Raw genomic sequence first — 18260 nt, 5'->3', positions numbered from 1 at the left:
CATGGCCAATCGCGAAGCCCTGAAGGAGCTGCAGACCAGGCTGGCCGCGCGCCTGCAGGCCGCCAAGGCCGAGGGCGTGGCCGTCGCCTCCTGGCTGGCCGTGGAGTCTGGCGCGCAGCATTTCCTGTTGCCCCTGGCGCAGTCGGGCGAGATCTTTTCCTGGACCGGCGTGCAGCCCGTCCCCTATACCCAACCGTGGTTTTTGGGCGTGGCCAATTTGCGCGGCACGCTCACCGGGGTGGTGGATCTGGCGGGCCTGTTGGGCGGCTCGCCTGCGCGCCCGGAGCAGGCGCTGTTCGAATCCAGCCTGCTGGCCTTGAACGCCGCCCTGGAGGTGAATGCCGCGCTGTTGGTGGACAGGCTGGTGGGGCTGCGCGGCGCTCAGGCGTTTGTCGCCTCCGAGCCGCCGGCCGCCGAGGCCGCCGCTTATTGGGGCAACACCTATGTCGATGCACAGGGCACGCGCTGGCAGGAGCTGAGCCTGCAGGCCTTGGCGCAGCACCCGACGTTTCTCAGCATCAGCGCATGAATTTTTGTGAGGCAGAACATGTCCGTCGTCAATCCACTGGAAAAACTGTTTTTGCGCAAGCCTGTCCAAGGCGATGCTGATTTGGGCCAGCCGGACATCATCCAGGACTCGATCTCCGCCGGTGTTCTGTCACAGGCCTACCAGGCCGACGGCATGCCCAGCGTCCTCGGCGACTATGGCGACACCGTGCGCAAGCCCGAGCCCGGCGTGGCTGAACAAGAGCAGATCAGCCTGCCCCTGCTCGGCAGTGCCAGCACCGGGACGCACCAGCGGCGCCTGCTGATCCTGCTGGGCGTGGGCCTGGTGCTGCTGGCGCTGATTGCCGGCTGGGCGCTGCAGCAGTCAAGTCGGTCTGCCAAGCAGCTGGCCGCCATGGGGCAGTCGCTGATGCAGTCGCAACGCTTGGCCAAGTCGGTGTCGCAGGCACTGGCAGGGCAGCCGCAGGCCATTGCCGACATGAAGGACAGTGCCGACGTGCTGGCGCGCAATCTGCGTGCGCTCAACGCCGGCGATGCCGAACTGGGTGTGCAGGCGCTGGGCGAATCCTTCAAGCCCGAGCTCGAAGCGATGAACCCGCTGGTGGAGCGGGCCGAACGCAATGCCGGCCTGCTGTTGGGGCAAAAGGCCATCCTGACCCAGGTGGGTGAGGCCTTGCGCGCCATCAACCAGCAGTCTCCGGCCCTGCTGGAGAGCGCCGAGGGCATTGCCGCGCTGAAGCTGCAGAACGCCGCGCCGGCGGCCGACATTTCGGCCGCCGGCCAGCTGGTGATGTTGACGCAGCGCATCGGCAAGTCAGCCAACGAGTTCCAGGCCGCCGAGGGTGTGAACCCCGAGTCGGTGTTCCTGCTCGGCAAGGACTTGAATTCCTTCAAGGAGATCGCCCAGAGCCTGCTGGCCGGCACGCGCGACGCGCAGACGCGCGAGCAGCTGCAGGCATTGATCACGCTCTTTGACCAGACACGCACGCAGGCCGGCGCCATCCTGGGCAACCTGCAAGGCCTGGCGGCGGCACGCCAGGCGCAGGCGGCCATCGTGGCCGACAGCGAGCCGCTGCGCCGCCAGCTCGAAACCCTGCAGGACAAGCTGTCCGCGCAGTCCGGCGTGGGGCCGGGGCAGATTGCCGCCCTGGTCGTGGCGGGCCTGTTCGTGCTGCTGTGCGGCGTGGGCGTCTCGCGCGTGCAGCTGCTCGACAGCCGCGGCCGCCAGGTGGCCGCCGAGGCGCTGCAGATCGATGCCAAGCGCCAGGAGCAGGAGGCCAAGCGCGTCAACGACGCCAACCAGGCCGCCATCCTGCGCCTAATGAACGAGCTGCAGTCGGTGGCCGAGGGCGATTTGACGCAGGAGGCCACGGTGACCGAGGACATCACCGGCGCCATTGCAGACTCGGTGAACTACACCGTGGAGGAGCTGCGCCTGCTGGTGGGCAGCGTGCAGAACACGGCGGCGCGCGTGGCGCAGACCACGGCGCAGGTGGACAGCACTTCGACCGAGCTGCTGGCGGCTTCGACCGAGCAGCTGCGCGAGATCCGCGAGACCGGCCGCTCGGTGCTGGACATGGCTTCGCGCATCAACCAGGTGTCGTCGCAGGCGCAGGAATCGGCCGCCGTGGCGCGCCAGTCGCTGCAGGCGGCTGACCAGGGCCTGCGCGCGGTGCAGAACACCATCGGCGGCATGAACGCCATCCGTGACCAGATCCAGGACACCTCCAAGCGCATCAAGCGCCTGGGCGAATCGTCGCAGGAGATCGGCGAGATCACCGAGCTGATTTCCGACATTACCGAGCAGACCAACGTGCTGGCGCTGAATGCAGCCATCCAGGCCGCGTCGGCGGGCGAGGCCGGCCGCGGCTTCTCGGTGGTGGCCGAGGAAGTGCAGCGCCTGGCCGAGCGCTCGGCCGACGCCACGCGCCAGATCTCGGCGCTGGTGAAGGCCATTCAGACCGACACCCAGGATGCCGTGGCCGCGATGGAGCGCTCCACCCAGGGCGTGGTCGAGGGCGCGCGACTGTCCGACAGCGCCGGCACCGCACTCAGCGAAATTGATAGCGTCTCGCGCAGGCTGGCTGAGCTGATTGAGCAGATTTCATCCTCTGCTTCTAAAGAAGCGGAGCTGGCCAACGGCGTGGCCGACAACATCCAGCACATCTTTGCCGTGACCGAGCAGACGGGTGAGGGCACGCGCGCCACGGCGCAGCAGGTGCGCGAGCTCTCGCGCATGGCCGACGAGCTGCGCCAGTCCGTGGCCCGATTCAAGATCGCTTGACGCCATCTCATCAACGCATTGGCTCAAGCAGCCGGGGACGCATCCATGTCATCTCTTGACGCCGCAACCGCAACGGGCGCCGACGGGACTCAGAACGAGCAGGATCTCGGGCCGCTGGCATGGGTGCTCGACGAGCTGCGCAAATCCCTGGAGGGTGTTGCCAAGTCCATGCGCCGCTTTGTGCGCGACGCCGAGATGGCGCGCCAGTCAGACCTTGCGGCGCTCGATGCCGCTGCACTGCGCATTGCGCGCCAGCAGCTGCACCAGGCCGGTGGCGCGCTGACGATGGTGGGCATGGAGTCGCCGGCACTGCTGCTGCGCGCGATGGAGGCCGCCGTGCAGCGCTTCGTGCACCGCCCCGAGTTGTGCAGCGACGATGCCGCCCGCACCATAGAGCGCGCCAGCTTTGCGCTGATCGAATACCTGGAATGCGTGCTGGCGGGTCAGCGCATTTCACCGGTCGCCTTGTTTCCGCAGTACCGCGACGTGCAGGCCCTGGCTGGCGTCGATCGCGTGCACCCGGCCGATCTGTGGCCCATGAACGCGCCCGTGCAGGCCCCGGCCTTGCCCGTGGGCGTGGCCCCGCTGCCCTATGGCGCCGAGGCGCGCTCGCGCCTGGACAGCGCCGTGCTGCGCATCGTCAAGAACGCCGACCCGGATGCGGCCGCAGACATGCGGGCCATCTCCCAGGGTTTTGCCGCGGCCCAGGCAGAGCCCCAGGTGCGCATGTTCTGGACGGTCTGCGCCGGCTTCTTCGAGGCCCTGGCGCAGCAGGCGCTCAAGCCCGATCTGTACGCCAAGCGCGTCGCATCGCGCGTGCTCATGCAGTACGCCACGCTGGCCAAGGGCGAGCACGGCATCACTGAGCGTCTGTTGCAGGATCTGCTGTTTTTCTGTGCGCAGGCGGCGCCCGAGCCGACGGCCGCGGCCGCCACGCCGGCACTGCAGGCCGTGCGCCAGAGCTTTGGTCTGCAGCGCCACCCGCCGGTGGACTACGAACGGCCACGCTTTGGCCTGTTCGACCCGGCCCTGCTGGCACAGGCACGCAAGCGCATTGCCGCGGCCACCGAAACCTGGTCGGGCCTGGCCGGCGGAGATCGCAACAAACTCAAGCCGGCGGTGGATCAGTTCAGCCTGGTGTGCGATTCGCTGCGCAAGCTGTGCCCCGAAAGCGAGCGCCTGGCGCAGGCATTGACGCATGTGCTGGACGTCACGCTGCGCAGCGGTGAACCCCCGCCAGCGGCCCTGGCCATGGAGGTGGCCACTGCCGTGCTGTACCTGCAGGCCTCGTTCGAGGAGCTCGACGCCTCCCGTGACGCCATGGGCCAGCGCGCCGAGCGCCTGGCCGAGCGCCTGGACAGCGTTGTCGCGGGCGGCCAGTCGCAACCGCTGGAGTCCTGGATGGAGGAGCTGTACCGCCGTGTCAGCGACCAGCAGACCATGGGCAGCGTGGTCGGTGAGCTGCGCGCCACCATGGCCGAGGCCGAAAAGTCCATGGATCAGTTCTTCCGCCAGCCCGACGATCTGGCGCCCCTGGCCGGCGTGCCTGGCGGCCTGCAGCAAATGCGCGGCGTGCTGTCGCTGCTGGGCCTGGACCAGGCATCGCTGGCCGTGGTGCGCATGCGCGACATGGTGGAGCGGCTGCTGGTGGGCGAGGTGGCGCCCGAGGAGCGACAGCAGGTATTCGAGAAGCTGGGTAACAGCCTGGGCGCCCTGGGTTTTCTCATCGACATGCTGAGCTATCAGCGTGCCATGGCGCGCAAGCTGTTTGTCTATGACCAGGAGCTGGGAGAGCTGCGCATCGTCATGGGACGCGCGCCCGTGGGGCAGCCGGAGCCGAGCGCAGCCGCGCCAGCCCAGGCGCAGTCGCCCGCGCCTGAGTCAGAGCCAGAACCCGCGCCGCAAGCAGTGGTGCCGCAGCCTGCCGAGCCAGCCCCGTTGGATCTTGCCGTCCATGCTGCGCCGGTGTTGCCGCAGCCCGAGGTCGCGCCGACCCCGCTGGTCCCTGTGGCCGCGGTGACACTGCCCGATGCGGGCGCCGATGACGATGCCGACGACGATGCAGAGCTCCTGGATATCTTCCTGGAGGAGGCGCGCGAAGTCGTGGCCACCGGCCTGGCGGCCGTGCAGGCATTGCACGCCGCCCCGGGCGACTTGAGCGAGCAGACCACGCTGCGCCGCGCCTTCCACACCCTCAAGGGCAGCGCGCGCATGGTGGGCCTGGCCGAGTTCGGTGAGGCAGCCTGGGCCATGGAGCAAACGCTCAATGCCTGGCTGGCCGAGGAAAAGCCCATGTCGGCGCCGCTGCTGCAGCTGTCCGACGAGGCGCTGCAGGCCTTTGGCCGCTGGGCCGATGACATCGAGGCCGGCGTCGCCGGTCACTGGCAGGCGCTGCCCTTTGGCACCGCCGCCACGGCCATGCGCGAGCAGGGCACCCTGCTGCCGCTGACAGCCGCCAGCGAATTCCTGATGGAGGTCGAACCCAGTCCGGAGCCGGCGCTGCCGCCGGTCGTGGCCGATGAGGCCGAGTCGGCACCGTCGGCCAATGCCGAGCCCGGCCTGGAGGACCATGGCGATGGGCCGCAGCAGGATTTTGCCGACACCTGCATCGAGCTGCCAGACTTTGCGGCGTCGGTGCCGCCCGCCGTCGATGTGACCGAAACCGTACTGCTGGACGAACTGGATTTCGCTGTCTTCGAGCAGGCGCTGCAGGCCCAGGCCGACGATGTGACCGAGCCGCAGTCCGAGCCCACGGGGTTGGCTGTTGCCGACACGGCCGCCGAAGAGGTGTTGCACCAGCCCAGTCCGTTGGACGATGGCTTTGCTCTTGACATTCCGGTGGATGCGGTCGAAGGCGTGGGCCAGCCAGGCGAGGCCGAGCCGCCCGAGGCCGTGGCCGCTGGCGATGAGGCCGATGAATCCGAGGCGCTTGAAGTCTTGCCCTCCACGGACGAGGCGATCAAGGTGATTGAGCACCTGCGCATCGGCATCCCGCTGTACAACGTCTATCTGAACGAGGCCGACGAATGGTCGCGCCGCCTGGCCACCGAGCTGCAGGAATGGTCTCTGGAATTGCACCGGCCCGTGCCGGAGGCGGCCGTGGCGCTGGCGCATTCGCTGGCCGGCAGCTCGGCCACCGTGGGCTTTGCCGCCCTGTCGGATCTGGCGCGCCAGCTGGAGCATGCGCTGCAGCATGTGCAGCTGCTGCCGCATGGCCTGGCCGAGCATGCCCAGGCCTGCAATGCAGCGGCCGACGACATTCGTCGCCTGCTGCACCAGTTTGCCGCCGGTTTTCTCAAGGAGCCGAATCCTTCGGTGCGCGAGCGCCTGGCGGCCGTCTTGCGCATCGAGGTCAGCAGCGGCGCGGCGCCGCTGGAGGCCATGGCGCAGAGTCCCGATACGCTGGAGCTGGAGTTTGGCGACCTGGCCATGCAGGACGAGGTGGCCGACCTGCCGACCGAACCGTCCGGGCAGACCAGCGAGCCAGCGGATGACCAGCCAGATGCCGCAGGGCAGGACTTGGAGGCCGGCTTCGAGCATGACCGCGCCATCGATGAAGCGATTGCGCGTGCGGTCGCCGCCGTTGACGATATCGACGATGACATCGACGCACTCGACGTCATCGACCCGGACCTGTTCCCCATCTTCGAGGAAGAGGCGGCCGAGTTGCTGCCGGCCCTGGGCTCGGCGCTGCGCCAATGGGCGGCCCGCCCGGAAAACCTGAGTGCCCGCAACGAGCTGCTGCGCGCGTTGCACACCTTGAAAGGCAGTGCCCGCCTGGCCGGCGCCATGCGCCTGGGCGAGATGGCGCACCGCATGGAAACCGCCGTCGAGCAGATCGGCACCAACGGCGTCACCACGGCGGCGGTGGAGCCCCTGCTGGCCAGCCTTGATGTCCTGCAGGCGGATCTTGACGTCCTGCGCACGATTGGCGCGCAACCGCTGTCCGAACCCATGGTGGTGTCCGCGCCCGAGGCCGCCACGCCGGCGTCTGCTGCGGCTGTGCCGCAGCTGCCGGCGGCCGCCACCCCCGTCGCCTCGCCGTTGTCCTGGCGCGTGCCGGCTAGCGCCAGTGCCACCGTGCCGGCACAGCGCGCCGCCACGCAGTCGGTGCGTGTGCGTGCGCAGCTGCTCGACCGCCTGGTGAACCAGGCCGGCGAGGTGATGATCTCGCGCTCGCGCCTGGACGCGCGCCTGGGGCAGATGCGCGCGTCGCTCGCCGACCTGACGGGCAATCTGGAGCGCCTGCGCCAGCAGCTGCGCGACATCGAGGTGCAGGCCGAGACGCAGATGCAGTCGCGGCTGGCCCTGTCCAAGGATGTGGCGGCCGGGTTCGACCCGCTGGAATTCGACCGCTTTACCCGCGTGCAGGAACTCACGCGCATGATGGCCGAGTCGGTGAACGACGTGGCCACGGTGCAGCGCAACCTGCAGCGCAGCATGGAAGGGGCGGAGGACGACCTGATCGCCCAGGGCCGCCAGGCGCGCGAGCTGCAGCGCGACCTGCTACGCACGCGCATGGTGGAGTTCGAGAGCATTGCCGAGCGCCTGTACGCCGTGGTGCGCCAGGCATCCAAGGAAACCGGCAAGCAGATCAAGCTGGACATTTCCGGCGGGTCGATCGAGATGGATCGCGGCGTGCTCGATCGCATGGCGCCGGCGTTCGAGCACCTGCTGCGCAATTGCGCCGGCCATGGCATAGAGGCGCCCGAGACGCGCGTGGCCGCGGGCAAGCCGGCCGTGGGCACCATCACCATCGCCCTGCGCCACGAGGGCAACGACGTTTCGGTCGAGTTCAGTGACGATGGCGCCGGCCTCGACCTGGAGCGCATCCGCGCCCGGGCCGTGGCCCAGGGGCTGATTGCGCCGGACGAACCCATCACCGCCACGCAGGCCGCGAACCTGATCTTCAGGCCCGGCTTCACCACCGCCAGCGAAGTCACCGGCCTGTCTGGCCGCGGCATAGGCATGGATGTGGTGCGCGCCGAGCTCAATGCCCTGGGCGGGCGTATCGAGACGCAGACCGAGGCCGGCAAGGGTTCGTCGTTCCGCATGCTGCTGCCGTTGACCACGGCTGTGACCCAGGTGGTCATGCTGCGCGCCGGCGGGCTGACCCTGGGCGTGCCGGCCAACCTGGTGGAGGTGGTGCGCCGCAGCCCGGTGGCCCAGGTGGACGCCGCCTATGCCAGCCAGTGGTTTGCCGAAGGATCCGAGTCGCTGCCGTTCTACTGGGCCGGCGCCTTGATGCAATCGGCACCGCGCAGCACCGAAGTGGCGGGCAAGACCCGGCCGGTGATCATTCTGCGCAGCGCCTCGCAGCGCCTGGCCCTGCATGTGGACGAGGTGCTGGGCAATCAGGAAGTGGTGGTGAAGAACCTGGGGCCGCAGCTGTCGCGCCTGCCGGGGGTGGCGGGCATGTCGGTGCTGGCCTCGGGGGCGGTGGTGCTGATCTACAACCCCGTGGCCCTGGCCACGGTGTATGGCGAGCAGGCGCGCGCGGCCATGCTGGCGCCCGCGGCGCAGGATGCGGGCATGGTGGCGGACATCACGCGTGCCGGCATGTCGGCGCCAGCGTCCGTGGCGCAGCTCGATCAGGTGCCGCTGGTGCTGGTGGTGGACGATTCCATCACCGTGCGCCGCGTCACGCAGCGCCTGCTGCAGCGCGAGGGTTACCGCGTGGCGCTGGCGACCGACGGCCTGCAGGCGCTGGCGCGGCTGCAGCAGGAGCGCCCGGCGGTGGTGCTGTCGGACATCGAAATGCCGCGCATGGACGGCTTCGACCTGGCGCGCAACATCCGCGCGGACGCGGCGCTGGCCGATCTGCCCATCATCATGATCACCTCGCGCATCGCGCAAAAGCACCGCGACCATGCCGCGCAGCTGGGCGTCAACCATTACCTGGGCAAACCCTATTCCGACGAGGAACTGCTGAGCCTCGTGGGCCACTATGCCCAGCTGACGGTCGCGCAAGGCGGTTGACCGGAGGGGGCGGTGCCCCCAGGGTCCGGCCCGGCTTTGCGCCGGCCTGGCCCTGGCTCTGGCCTAAAATTGGCCCATGTCTGCCACTTCCGCGCCCATGAACCTGACGCACCATTTCCTGATTGCCATGCCGGGCATGGAGGATGCGTCCTTTGCGCGCAGCGTGGTCTATCTGTGCGAGCACAGCGAGCGCGGCGCCCTCGGCCTGATCATCAACAAGCCGACCGACATCAGCCTGGAGGGCCTGTTCGAGAAGGTGGATCTGACGCTGGGGCGCGCAGACCTCACGCACCAGCCGGTGTTCCTGGGCGGCCCGGTGCAGACCGAGCGCGGTTTCGTGCTGCACGACCCGATGCGCGGCACGCCCCAGGGAGCATCGACACCAGACGCGGACGAAGACGATTCGCCCTATGCCTCCACCATGAGCATTCCCGGTGGCCTGGAGATGACCACCTCCAAGGATGTGCTGGAGGCGCTGTCGCACGGTGCCGGCCCGCGGCGCGTGCTGGTCACGCTGGGCTACTCGGCCTGGGGCGAGGGGCAGCTGGAATCCGAGCTGGCCGAGAACAGCTGGCTCACCGTGGATGCCGACGCTGCCATCATCTTCGACACCCCCGTGGGCGAGCGCTACGAGCGCGCCCTGGGCCTGCTGGGCCTGCAGTCCTGGATGCTGTCGCGCGACGCGGGGCACGCATGAGCGGCGCGCCTGCCCCGGCCGCCGTTCCCGCGCATTTCCAATCCTTTCTGGCCTTTGATTTCGGACTCAAGCGCACCGGAGTGGCGGTGGGCACGCGCATGCTGCGCACGGCGACGCCGCAGGGCACGATTCGCGCCGAGGGCGATGCCCGCTTTGCACCCATAGCGCAGCGCATCGCCGAATGGCAGCCCGACGCGCTGGTGGTGGGCGTGCCGTTTCATCCGGACGGCGCGCCGCACGAGAACACGGCGCGCGCGCAGAAGTTTGCACGCCAGCTGCGCGGGCGCTTTGGCCTGCAGGTGTTTGAGGTGGACGAGCGCTACAGCACCACCGAGGCGCAGGCCGCCGGCGCGCTTGACGCGGACGCGGCCTCGGCCTGCATCATCCTGGAACAATTCTTGAGGAGTCTTGCATGAACACCACCACAGGCAGTGCGCTGCTGTTGGACGCCGAGGCCTTGTATGGCGAGCTGCTGCGCGGCGTGCGCGCCCTGCTGCAGCCGGACACGCGCCTGGCGGGCATCACTTCGGGCGGCGCCTGGCTGGTCGAGCGCCTGCAGCGCGACCTGGGCCTGGCGGGCAAGCCCGGCGTGCTGTCCTCTGCCCTGCACCGCGACGACTTCGCCCAGCGCGGCATGGCCGCCAGTGCGCAGACGCAGCTTGATTTCGATGTCAACGGCGCCGACATCCTGGTGCTTGACGACGTGCTCTACACCGGGCGCACCGTGCGCGCCGTGCTCAACGAGCTGTTCGACTATGGCCGCCCGGCGCGCGTGCGCCTGGCCGTGCTGGTCGATCGCGGCGGGCGCCAGCTGCCGATCGCCGCCGATTTTGCCGCCGCCCGCGTGGCCCTGCCCGCCAGCCAGATCCTGGCGCTGGCGCGCGGCGCGGACGGCAGTTTCCAATTCGCAGTCAAAGAGGCCTGAACCGTGCTGTACAAGCGCAACCCCCAACTCAACAAGAATGGCGAGCTGATCCATCTGCTGTCCATCGAGGGCCTGCCCAGGGACATCGTCACGCATATCCTGGACACGGCCGCCAACTTCACCAGCGTCAACGACCGCGAGGTGAAGAAGGTGCCGCTCCTGCGCGGCAAGAGCGTGTTCAACCTGTTCTTCGAGAACAGCACGCGCACGCGCACCACCTTCGACATCGCCGCCAAGCGCCTGTCGGCCGACGTGTTCAACCTGGACATCGCGCGCAGCTCCACCGCCAAGGGCGAGACCCTGCTGGACACCATAGACAACCTGACGGCCATGGCCGCCGACATCTTCGTCGTGCGCCACAGCGAGTCGGGCGCGCCCTACCTGATCGCCCAGCATGTGGGCCCGCATGTGCATGTGGTGAACGCCGGCGACGGCCGCCATTCGCACCCTACGCAGGGCCTGCTGGACATGTACACCATACGCCACTACAAGAAGGATTTTTCCAACCTGACGGTGGCCATCGTGGGCGATGTGCTGCATTCGCGCGTGGCGCGCTCGGACATCCACGCCCTGACCACGCTGGGTGCGGCCGAGGTGCGCGTGGTCGGCCCGCGCACCCTGGTTCCGTCGGACCTGTCACACATGGGCGTGCGCGTGTTCCACAGCCTGGAGGAGGGCATCAAGGGCTGCGACGTGGTGATCACGCTGCGCCTGCAGAACGAGCGCATGAGCGGTGCGTTGCTGCCCTCCAGTCAGGAGTATTTCAAGAGCTTCGGCCTCACGCCCGAAAAGCTGCGGCTGGCCAAGCCCGACGCCATCGTCATGCACCCTGGCCCCATCAACCGCGGGGTGGAGATAGCGTCCGCCGTGGTCGATGGGCCGCAGGCGGTGATCCTGCCGCAGGTCACCTTCGGCATCGCGGTGCGCATGGCGGTGATGTCCATCGTCGCTGGAAACGACGCTTGATCACTATCATATTAATAGCTGTTAGCGCTTGATGGATGGGCGCTAGAGCCTTTTTTGGCTTGAAACCATGAAAATACTCCTACAGAACGGCCGTGTGCTCGACCCCGCCAGCGGGTTGGACAAGGTCTGCCACCTGGCGCTGGCCGCGGGCCGCATCGTGGGCGTGGATCGCCAGCCGGCGGACTTCACGCCCAACCGCGTCATCGACGCCAGCGGCTGCCTGGTGCTGCCCGGCCTGGTGGATCTGGCGGCGCGCCTGCGCGAGCCGGGCCACGAGCACGAGGGCATGCTCGAATCCGAAATGGCCGCGGCCGTGGCCGGCGGCGTGACCAGCCTGGTCTGCCCGCCCGACACCGACCCGGTGCTCGACGAGCCTGGCCTGGTGGAGATGCTCAAGTTCCGCGCCGAGAAGCTGCACCAGGCGCGATTGTTCCCGCTGGGCGCGCTCACGCGCGGCCTGGCCGGCGAGGTGCTGACCGAGATGGCCGAGCTCACCGAATCGGGCTGCGTGGGCTTCAGCCAGGCCGATGTGGCCCTGACCAGCACCCAGGTGCTGCAGCGCGCGCTGCAGTACGCCGCCACCTACGGCTACACCGTCTGGCTGCGCCCGCAGGAGCTGTATCTGGGCAAGGGCGTGGCCGCCAGCGGGGCGCTGGCCACGCGCATGGGCCTGTCGGGCGTGCCGGTGGCGGCCGAGACGATTGCGCTGCACACCATCTTCGAGCTGCAAAAGACCACCGGCGCGCGCGTACACCTGTGCCGCCTGTCGAGTAGCGCCGGGGTGGAGCTGGTGCGCCAAGCCAAGGCCGCCGGCCTGCCCGTGACCTGCGACGTGAGCATCAACTCCCTCATGCTGACCGACATGGACATAGGCTACTTCGACAGCCGCGCGCGCCTCACGCCGCCGCTGCGCCAGCAACGCGATCGCGACGCGCTGGCCGCGGCCCTGGCCGACGGCACCGTGGACGCCCTGGTCTCCGACCACACCCCGGTGGACGAGGACGCCAAGGCCGTGCCCTTTGCCGAGGCCGAGCCCGGCGCCACGGGCCTGGAGCTGCTGCTGTCCGTGGCCCTGAAATGGTCGCGTGACGCCGGCGTGCCCCTGGCGCGCGCCGTGGCCGTGGTCACCAGCGAGCCCGCGCGCGTGCTGGGCAGCGCCCTGGGCACGCTGCAGGCCAGCGTCGGCCGCATCGTGGAGGGCGGCGTGGCTGATCTGTGCGTGCTCGATCCGAGCGCTGACTGGACGGTGCAGCCCAAGGCCCTGGTCAGCCAGGGCAAGCACACGCCGTTTTCGTCCTACGAGCTGCCGGGCCGCGTGCGCTGGACGCTGGTCGGGGGCCAGGTCGCCTTCGACCGCGGCTGAACCACGGCGTGCCGCGTCACCTGCGCGCCGGCTGGCGCCTGCTGCGCCTGCTGGTGCATGCGCTGTGGGGGCTGTGGCTGGTGGCCTGGCGCTTTCCACGCCTGTCGTCCGACCAGCAGCAGGCGCGCGTGCAGGCCTGGTCGCTGGGCCTGCTGACCTGCGCCGGCATCACGCTGCAGCTGCGCGGCCGGCCGCAGCGCGCGGGGCCGGTGCTGCTGGTGGCCAACCACCATTCCTGGCTGGACATTCCCGTACTACATGCGGCGCGCTACTGCCGCTTCATCTCCAAGTCCGACCTGCAGGACTGGCCCATCGTCGGCACCCTGGCCACGGCCGCGGGCACGCTCTACATCCGGCGCGAGTCCCGCCGTGACGCGCTGCGCATGGTGACCAGCATGCGCGACGCGCTGCTCGCAGGCGAGGTGCTGGCGGTGTTCCCCGAGGGCCAGACCGGCGACGGGCGCGCGTTGCTGCCCTTTCACGCCAATCTGCTGCAGGCCGCGCTGGACGCGGGCGCCCCGGTGCAGCCCGTGGGCCTGCGTTTTCTCGATGGCATTGGCGGCGCCACCAGCGATGCGCCCAGCTTTGTCGGCGACGAGAGCTTTCTGGGCTCGGTCTGGCGCACCTTGAAGGCGCCGGGTATCACCGCCGTGGTGCACTTTGGTGCGCCCGAGCGGGCCCTGGGGCGCGATCGGCGTGCCTGGAGCCAGGCGCTGCATGCAGCGGTCGATGCGCTGCGGCACGGCTGAAGCCGCTCCTACCGGCATGTCATCGCGTTCAGGCGCGGGCGAAGGTCACCACATGATCGACCTGGGCACGTATGCCAATCCATTCGCCCATGGCATGGTCATGGTGGCTGGGCACATGGGCCACCACGGTGAGGCCGCCCTCCAGCTCCAGTGTGTAGAGAAACTCCGAGCCGCGAAACGCCTTGCGCACGATGCGCGCGCGCACCGGGGCGGCGTCGTCGTGCACCACGTCGTCGGCGCGCAGCAGCACGTCGCATTCGCCGTGCGGGTAGCTCGACGGCAGCAGGCAGCCGTCGATGTCCGTCAGGTCGCCCAGCGCGGTGCGCGCCACCACCTGGCCGCCGTGCCGCACCAGGGTGGCGGGGGCGAACACGCCATGGCCAATGAAGTCGGCTACGAAGCGCGTGGCCGGGCGGTGGTAGAGCGCATAGGCATCGTCCCACTGGTGCAGGTGACCGCCGTCCATCACGCCGATGCGATCGCCGATGGCAAAGGCCTCCAGCTGGTCGTGCGTGACGAACAGGGCCGTGGCGTTGGCGGTTTTCAGAATGCCGCGCACCTCATGCGCCAGGCGCTCGCGCAGATCGACGTCGAGGTTGGAAAACGGCTCGTCCAGCAGCATCAGGCGTGGGCGCGGCGCCAGTGCCCGCGCCAGGGCCACGCGCTGCTGCTGGCCGCCCGAGAGTTCATGCGGAAAGCGCGCCTCGCTGCCTTCCAGGCCCACCAGGGCCAGGCATTCGCGCACGCGCTGCTGCCGCTCGCCGCGCGGCAGCTCGTGGATGCCGAAGGCCACGTTGCGCCCTACGGAAAGGTGCGGGAACAGGGCATAGTCCTGGAACACCATGCCGATGCGCCGCTGCTCGGGCGCCACGCTGCGCCCCGGGGCACCCACCAGCTCACCGCTTAAGCGGATGCTGCCGGCAGCGACGGCCTCCAGGCCGGCCACGGCGCGCAGCAGCGTGGTCTTGCCGCAGCCCGAGGGGCCGATCAGCACGCCGATCTCGCCCGCGGCCAGGCCCAGGGTCACGCCATGCACGGCGGGGGTCTGGCGGCTGCCATAGCGCACATCCAGCTGAGAGACTTCGAGAAACATGTGCCGATTGTAAAAGTCGCTTGCGTAGAATCGTTCCCATTTGCATCTCAACCGCCGAGCCCTCTGCGGCCGCGCGCCCTCACTTGCCACCCGTCCCACGCGCCCTGCGCGCCATCGCTCCCCTCATGCTGGCCCTGCTGCTGGCCCTGCCCGTGCTGGCGGTGCTGGGCGCCTGGCTGCCGCTGGGGCAGGGCGATGCGCAGTCCGGCGCCATCCTGCGCGAGATGGCCGCCACCGTGCTGCCGGACTACCTGTGGACCACGCTGTGGCTGAGCCTGGCCGTGGCCATTGGGGCCGCCCTGGTGGGCACGGCCAGCGCTGCGGCGGTCACGCTGTTCGACTTTGCCGGCCGGCGCCAGCTGGAATGGCTGCTGCTGCTGCCCCTGGCCATGCCGGCCTATGTCACGGCCTATGCCTATACCGACTTTCTGCAGTTCAGTGGCCCGCTGCAGGTCTGGCTGCGTGAGGCTTTCGGCCTGCAGGGGCGGTTGTTGCCCGAGGTGCGCAGCCTGGGCGGCGCGATCTGGGTGTTCATCTTCTCGCTCTATCCCTATGTCTACCTGCTGGCGCGCACGGCCCTGGGCGAGCGCGCCGCGCACCTGATGGAGGCGGCGCGCCTGCTCGGCGCCGCGCCCGCGCGGCGCCTGCGCAGCGTGGCCCTGCCGCTGGCACGCCCGGCCGTGGCCGCGGGCGTGGCCCTGGTGCTGATGGAGACGCTGGCCGACTTTGGCGTGGCCTCCTACTTCGGCATACAGACCTTCACCACCGGCATCTACAAGGCCTGGCTGTCCATGGACAACCGCCTGGCCGCGGCGCAGCTGGCCACCTTCCTGCTCGCGCTGGTGGTGCTGCTCTTGCAACTGGAGCTGCGCGCCCAGCGCCGCATGCGCTTTGCCACCGGCGGCGTGGGTCGCGCCGGCTCCAGCGAGGCCCAGCCCACGCGGCTGCACGGCGCGTATGCCGTGCTGGCCTGGCTGGTGTGCGCCCTGCCGGTGCTGATGGGTTTTGCGCTGCCGGTGCTGTTCATGCTGCGGCCGCTGCTGGCCGACTGGTCGTTGCTGCCCTGGGATCGCTTCGTGCAATGGGCCGGCAACAGCGTGCGTCTGGGCGCCATCACCGCCGTGCTGGCGGTGGGCATCGCGCTGGCTCTGGCCTTTGCCGTGCGCCGCCGGCGCGGGCCGCTGATGCGTGCCGTGGTGCAGCTGGTCAGCCTGGGCTACGCCGTGCCGGGCGCGGTCATCGTCGTCGGCCTGCTGCTGCCCGTGGGCTGGCTGCAGGCCGCGGCCCCCACCTGGGGCCTGAGCGCGCTGGTGACCACCACCGCCGTGGGCATCGTCTGGGCGTACCTGGTGCGCTTTTGCGCAGTGGCCCTGCAGTCGGTGCAAAGCGGCTATGCGCGCGTGCCGGCCAGCCTGGACGATTCGGCGCGCATGCTGGGCGTGGGCGGCATGGGACTGCTCATGCGCGTGCACTGGCCGCTGCTCAAGCGATCGACGGCCGCCGCCACGTTGCTGGTGTTCGTGGACGTGATGAAGGAGCTGCCCGCAACCATCGTGCTGCGGCCCTTTGACAGCGATACCCTGGCCGTGGTGGCCTACCAGCTGGCGCGCGACGAACGCCTGGGCGAGGCCGCGCTGCCCTCGCTGGCGCTCGTCGCCGTGGGCCTGGTGCCGGTGATCTTGCTCAGCCGCACGCTGCGCGGGTCTTCGCGCTGATGCCTACACTGCGGCCATGAACGACATCACCATCTACCACAATGCCCGCTGCAGCAACTCGCGCGGCGCACTGGAAATCCTGCGCGAACGCGGCATCGAGCCCGTCATCGTGGACTACATCAAGGAACCGCTGGACGCGGCCCGGCTCACCGCCCTGGTGGCACGCCTGGGGGTGCCCGTACGCGAGCTGATGCGCAGCAAGGAGGCCCTCTACCAGGAGCTGGGCCTGGCCGCGCCAGAGCGCAGCGACGCCGAGCTGATCGCCGCCATTGCAGAGCACCCGGTGCTGCTCAATCGCCCCATCGTCGTTACGCCCAAGGGCGCGCGCCTGTGCCGGCCGCCGGAGCTGGTGCTCGATTTGATCGCTTAAGAATCACCTAAGCCAGCGCCACCACACTGCCTTCCATCAGCACTACAAGCTTTTGGAAAGGCAGACCATGAACACCCTTCTCACCTCTCCCCGCCGTTTGGTACTGGCCCTGGTGGCCGCGGGCGCCCTGGGCGCCACGGGTGCCGGCCTGATCACGGCGCATGAGGCGCGCGCGCAGCTGGCCATGCCCGTGGCGGCCGCAGTGGCGCCGGCCACGCCTGCCGCAGCCGTGGCGCTGCCCGATTTTTCCAGCATCACCGCGCGCTATGGCCCGGCGGTGGTCAACATCAGCGTCAGCGGCATGCGCAAGACCGGGGGCGACGATGGCGACAACAGCCCCGCGGCGCGCCAACGCGGATCGCAGGGCATGGATCCGAACGATCCGTTCAACGAGTTCTTCCGCCGTTTCGGCATTCCCATGCCCGAGCGCGGTGGCCAGGGCCAGCGGGGCATGCCCATGCGTGGCGAGGGTTCGGGCTTCATCATCGATGCCAATGGCATCGTCCTGACCAACGCCCATGTGGTCAAGGGCGCGAGCGACGTGACGGTGAAGCTGACCGACCGGCGCGAGTTTCGTGCCAAGGTGCTGGGTGCCGACCCCAAGACCGACATCGCCGTGCTGAAGATCGACGCCAAGAACCTGCCCACGGTGAAGCTGGGCAATTCGCGTGACCTGAAGGTGGGCGACTGGGTGCTGGCCATAGGTTCGCCCTTCGGCTTCGAGAACACGGTCACCGCCGGGGTGGTCAGCGCCAAGGGCCGCTCGCTGCCCGAGGACAGCTATGTGCCCTTCATCCAGACCGATGCCGCCGTGAACCCCGGCAACTCCGGCGGCCCGCTGTTCAATGCCGCCGGCGAGGTGGTGGGCATCAACTCGCAGATCTACAGCCGCTCCGGCGGCTTCCAGGGCCTGTCGTTTGCCATCCCCATCGAGGTGGCGACGCGCGTGGAGCAGCAGATCGTGGCCACCGGCCATGTCGAGCATGCGCGCCTGGGCGTGGCCGTGCAGGAGGTGAACCAGACCTTTGCCGACTCGTTCAAGCTGCCCCGGCCCGAGGGCGCCCTGGTGGCCAGCGTCGATGCCAGCGGCCCGGCTGCCAAGGCGGGCCTGAAGGTGGGCGACGTGATCCTCAAGGTCAATGGCCAGCCCATCGTGGCCTCCGGTGATCTGCCGGCCTATATCGGCCAGCGTGATCCGGGCGACAAGGTGCAGATGGAGGTCTGGCGCCAGGGTCATGCCGAAACCCTGGCCGCCACCCTGGGCAATGCCAACGACAAGGCCGCCAAGCTGGCCAGCAACGACCAGGCCGTGGGCAAGGGCCAGCTGGGTCTGACGCTGCGCCCGCTGCAGCCCGATGAAGCCAAGGCCGCCGGCGTGCCCAAGGGCCAGGGCCTGCTGATCGAGGATGTGCGCGGCCCCGCCGCCATGGCCGGCGTGCAGGGCGGCGACGTGCTGCTGGCCGTCAACGGCACCCCCGTCAAGGACGTGGAGCAGGTGCGTGCCGCGATGGCTCACGCGGGCAAGTCGGTGGCCCTGTTGATCGAGCGCGACGGCGACAAGATCTTCGTGCCGGTACGCCTCGGCTAGGTGCTTCACGACTTGTAGCAGGCG

General features: G+C 69.3%; 13 protein-coding genes. 12 read left to right on the top strand and 1 reads right to left on the bottom strand.

The features are described 5' to 3' along the window. Position 1 precedes the first annotated feature (1 nt). The 9 genes from P4826_RS09025 (at position 2) to P4826_RS08985 (ending at position 13470) form a co-directional block, all read left to right on the top strand. Positions 2 to 529, top strand: a complete 528-nt coding sequence (locus P4826_RS09025; RefSeq protein WP_317703506.1) for a chemotaxis protein CheW — start codon at positions 2 to 4, stop codon at positions 527 to 529. Between the two features lie 18 nt (positions 530 to 547). Continuing rightward, entirely contained in the window at positions 548 to 2791 is a 2244-nt protein-coding gene (locus P4826_RS09020; protein WP_317703505.1) for a methyl-accepting chemotaxis protein, read from the top strand. Between the two features lie 45 nt (positions 2792 to 2836). Continuing rightward, positions 2837 to 8770, top strand: a complete 5934-nt coding sequence (locus P4826_RS09015) for a FimL-related protein (RefSeq protein WP_317703504.1) — start codon at positions 2837 to 2839, stop codon at positions 8768 to 8770. 76 nt (positions 8771 to 8846) lie between these two features. Next, the gene (locus P4826_RS09010; protein WP_317703503.1) at positions 8847 to 9467 is read left to right on the top strand and encodes a YqgE/AlgH family protein; all 621 of its coding nucleotides are present in this window, start codon (positions 8847 to 8849) and stop codon (positions 9465 to 9467) included. Continuing rightward, positions 9464 to 9883 carry a Holliday junction resolvase RuvX gene (gene ruvX, locus P4826_RS09005; RefSeq protein WP_317703502.1) on the top strand — a complete coding sequence of 140 codons (420 nt, stop codon included), beginning with the start codon at positions 9464 to 9466 and terminating at the stop codon, positions 9881 to 9883. The genes P4826_RS09010 and ruvX overlap by 4 nt, the downstream gene beginning before the upstream one ends. Then, on the top strand, positions 9880 to 10392 hold the full coding sequence (pyrR, locus tag P4826_RS09000; RefSeq protein WP_317703501.1) for a bifunctional pyr operon transcriptional regulator/uracil phosphoribosyltransferase PyrR: 513 nt from the start codon (positions 9880 to 9882) through the stop codon (positions 10390 to 10392). Before ruvX ends, pyrR begins: the two co-directional genes overlap by 4 nt. A 3-nt stretch (positions 10393 to 10395) precedes the next feature. Then, positions 10396 to 11358 carry an aspartate carbamoyltransferase catalytic subunit gene (locus tag P4826_RS08995; RefSeq protein ID WP_317703500.1) on the top strand — a complete coding sequence of 321 codons (963 nt, stop codon included), beginning with the start codon at positions 10396 to 10398 and terminating at the stop codon, positions 11356 to 11358. 67 nt (positions 11359 to 11425) lie between these two features. Beyond that, positions 11426 to 12721: a dihydroorotase gene (locus P4826_RS08990; protein WP_317703499.1), complete on the top strand. Its 1296-nt coding sequence runs from the start codon at positions 11426 to 11428 to the stop codon at positions 12719 to 12721. An 8-nt stretch (positions 12722 to 12729) separates the two neighbouring features. Further along, entirely contained in the window at positions 12730 to 13470 is a 741-nt protein-coding gene (locus P4826_RS08985) for a lysophospholipid acyltransferase family protein (RefSeq protein WP_317703498.1), read from the top strand. Between the two features lie 28 nt (positions 13471 to 13498). Here P4826_RS08985 and P4826_RS08980 read toward each other — a convergent pair whose 3' ends face one another. Then, entirely contained in the window at positions 13499 to 14563 is a 1065-nt protein-coding gene (locus P4826_RS08980) for an ABC transporter ATP-binding protein (RefSeq protein WP_317703497.1), read from the bottom strand. Between the two features lie 125 nt (positions 14564 to 14688). On the opposite strand from P4826_RS08980, the gene P4826_RS08975 reads away from it, so the two are divergent. The 3 genes from P4826_RS08975 to P4826_RS08965 all read left to right on the top strand — a co-directional run bounded on the left by P4826_RS08975 (position 14689) and on the right by P4826_RS08965 (position 18236). Beyond that, a complete protein-coding gene (locus P4826_RS08975; RefSeq protein WP_317703745.1) occupies positions 14689 to 16278 on the top strand; it encodes an ABC transporter permease in 1590 nt (529 codons plus the stop codon). Between the two features lie 16 nt (positions 16279 to 16294). Beyond that, positions 16295 to 16648, top strand: coding sequence for an arsenate reductase (glutaredoxin) (arsC, locus tag P4826_RS08970; protein ID WP_317703496.1), 354 nt, complete (start codon positions 16295 to 16297; stop codon positions 16646 to 16648). 67 nt (positions 16649 to 16715) lie between these two features. Beyond that, positions 16716 to 18236, top strand: a complete 1521-nt coding sequence (locus P4826_RS08965) for a DegQ family serine endoprotease (protein ID WP_317703495.1) — start codon at positions 16716 to 16718, stop codon at positions 18234 to 18236. Positions 18237 to 18260: the final 24 nt, after the last annotated feature.

The sequence above is a fragment of the Diaphorobacter limosus genome, from assembly GCF_033100095.1.
GTDB lineage: Bacteria > Pseudomonadota > Gammaproteobacteria > Burkholderiales > Burkholderiaceae_C > Alicycliphilus > Alicycliphilus limosus.
The sequence above is the reverse complement of the archived record's forward strand: the minus strand, read 5'-3'. Positions and strand labels throughout refer to the sequence as shown.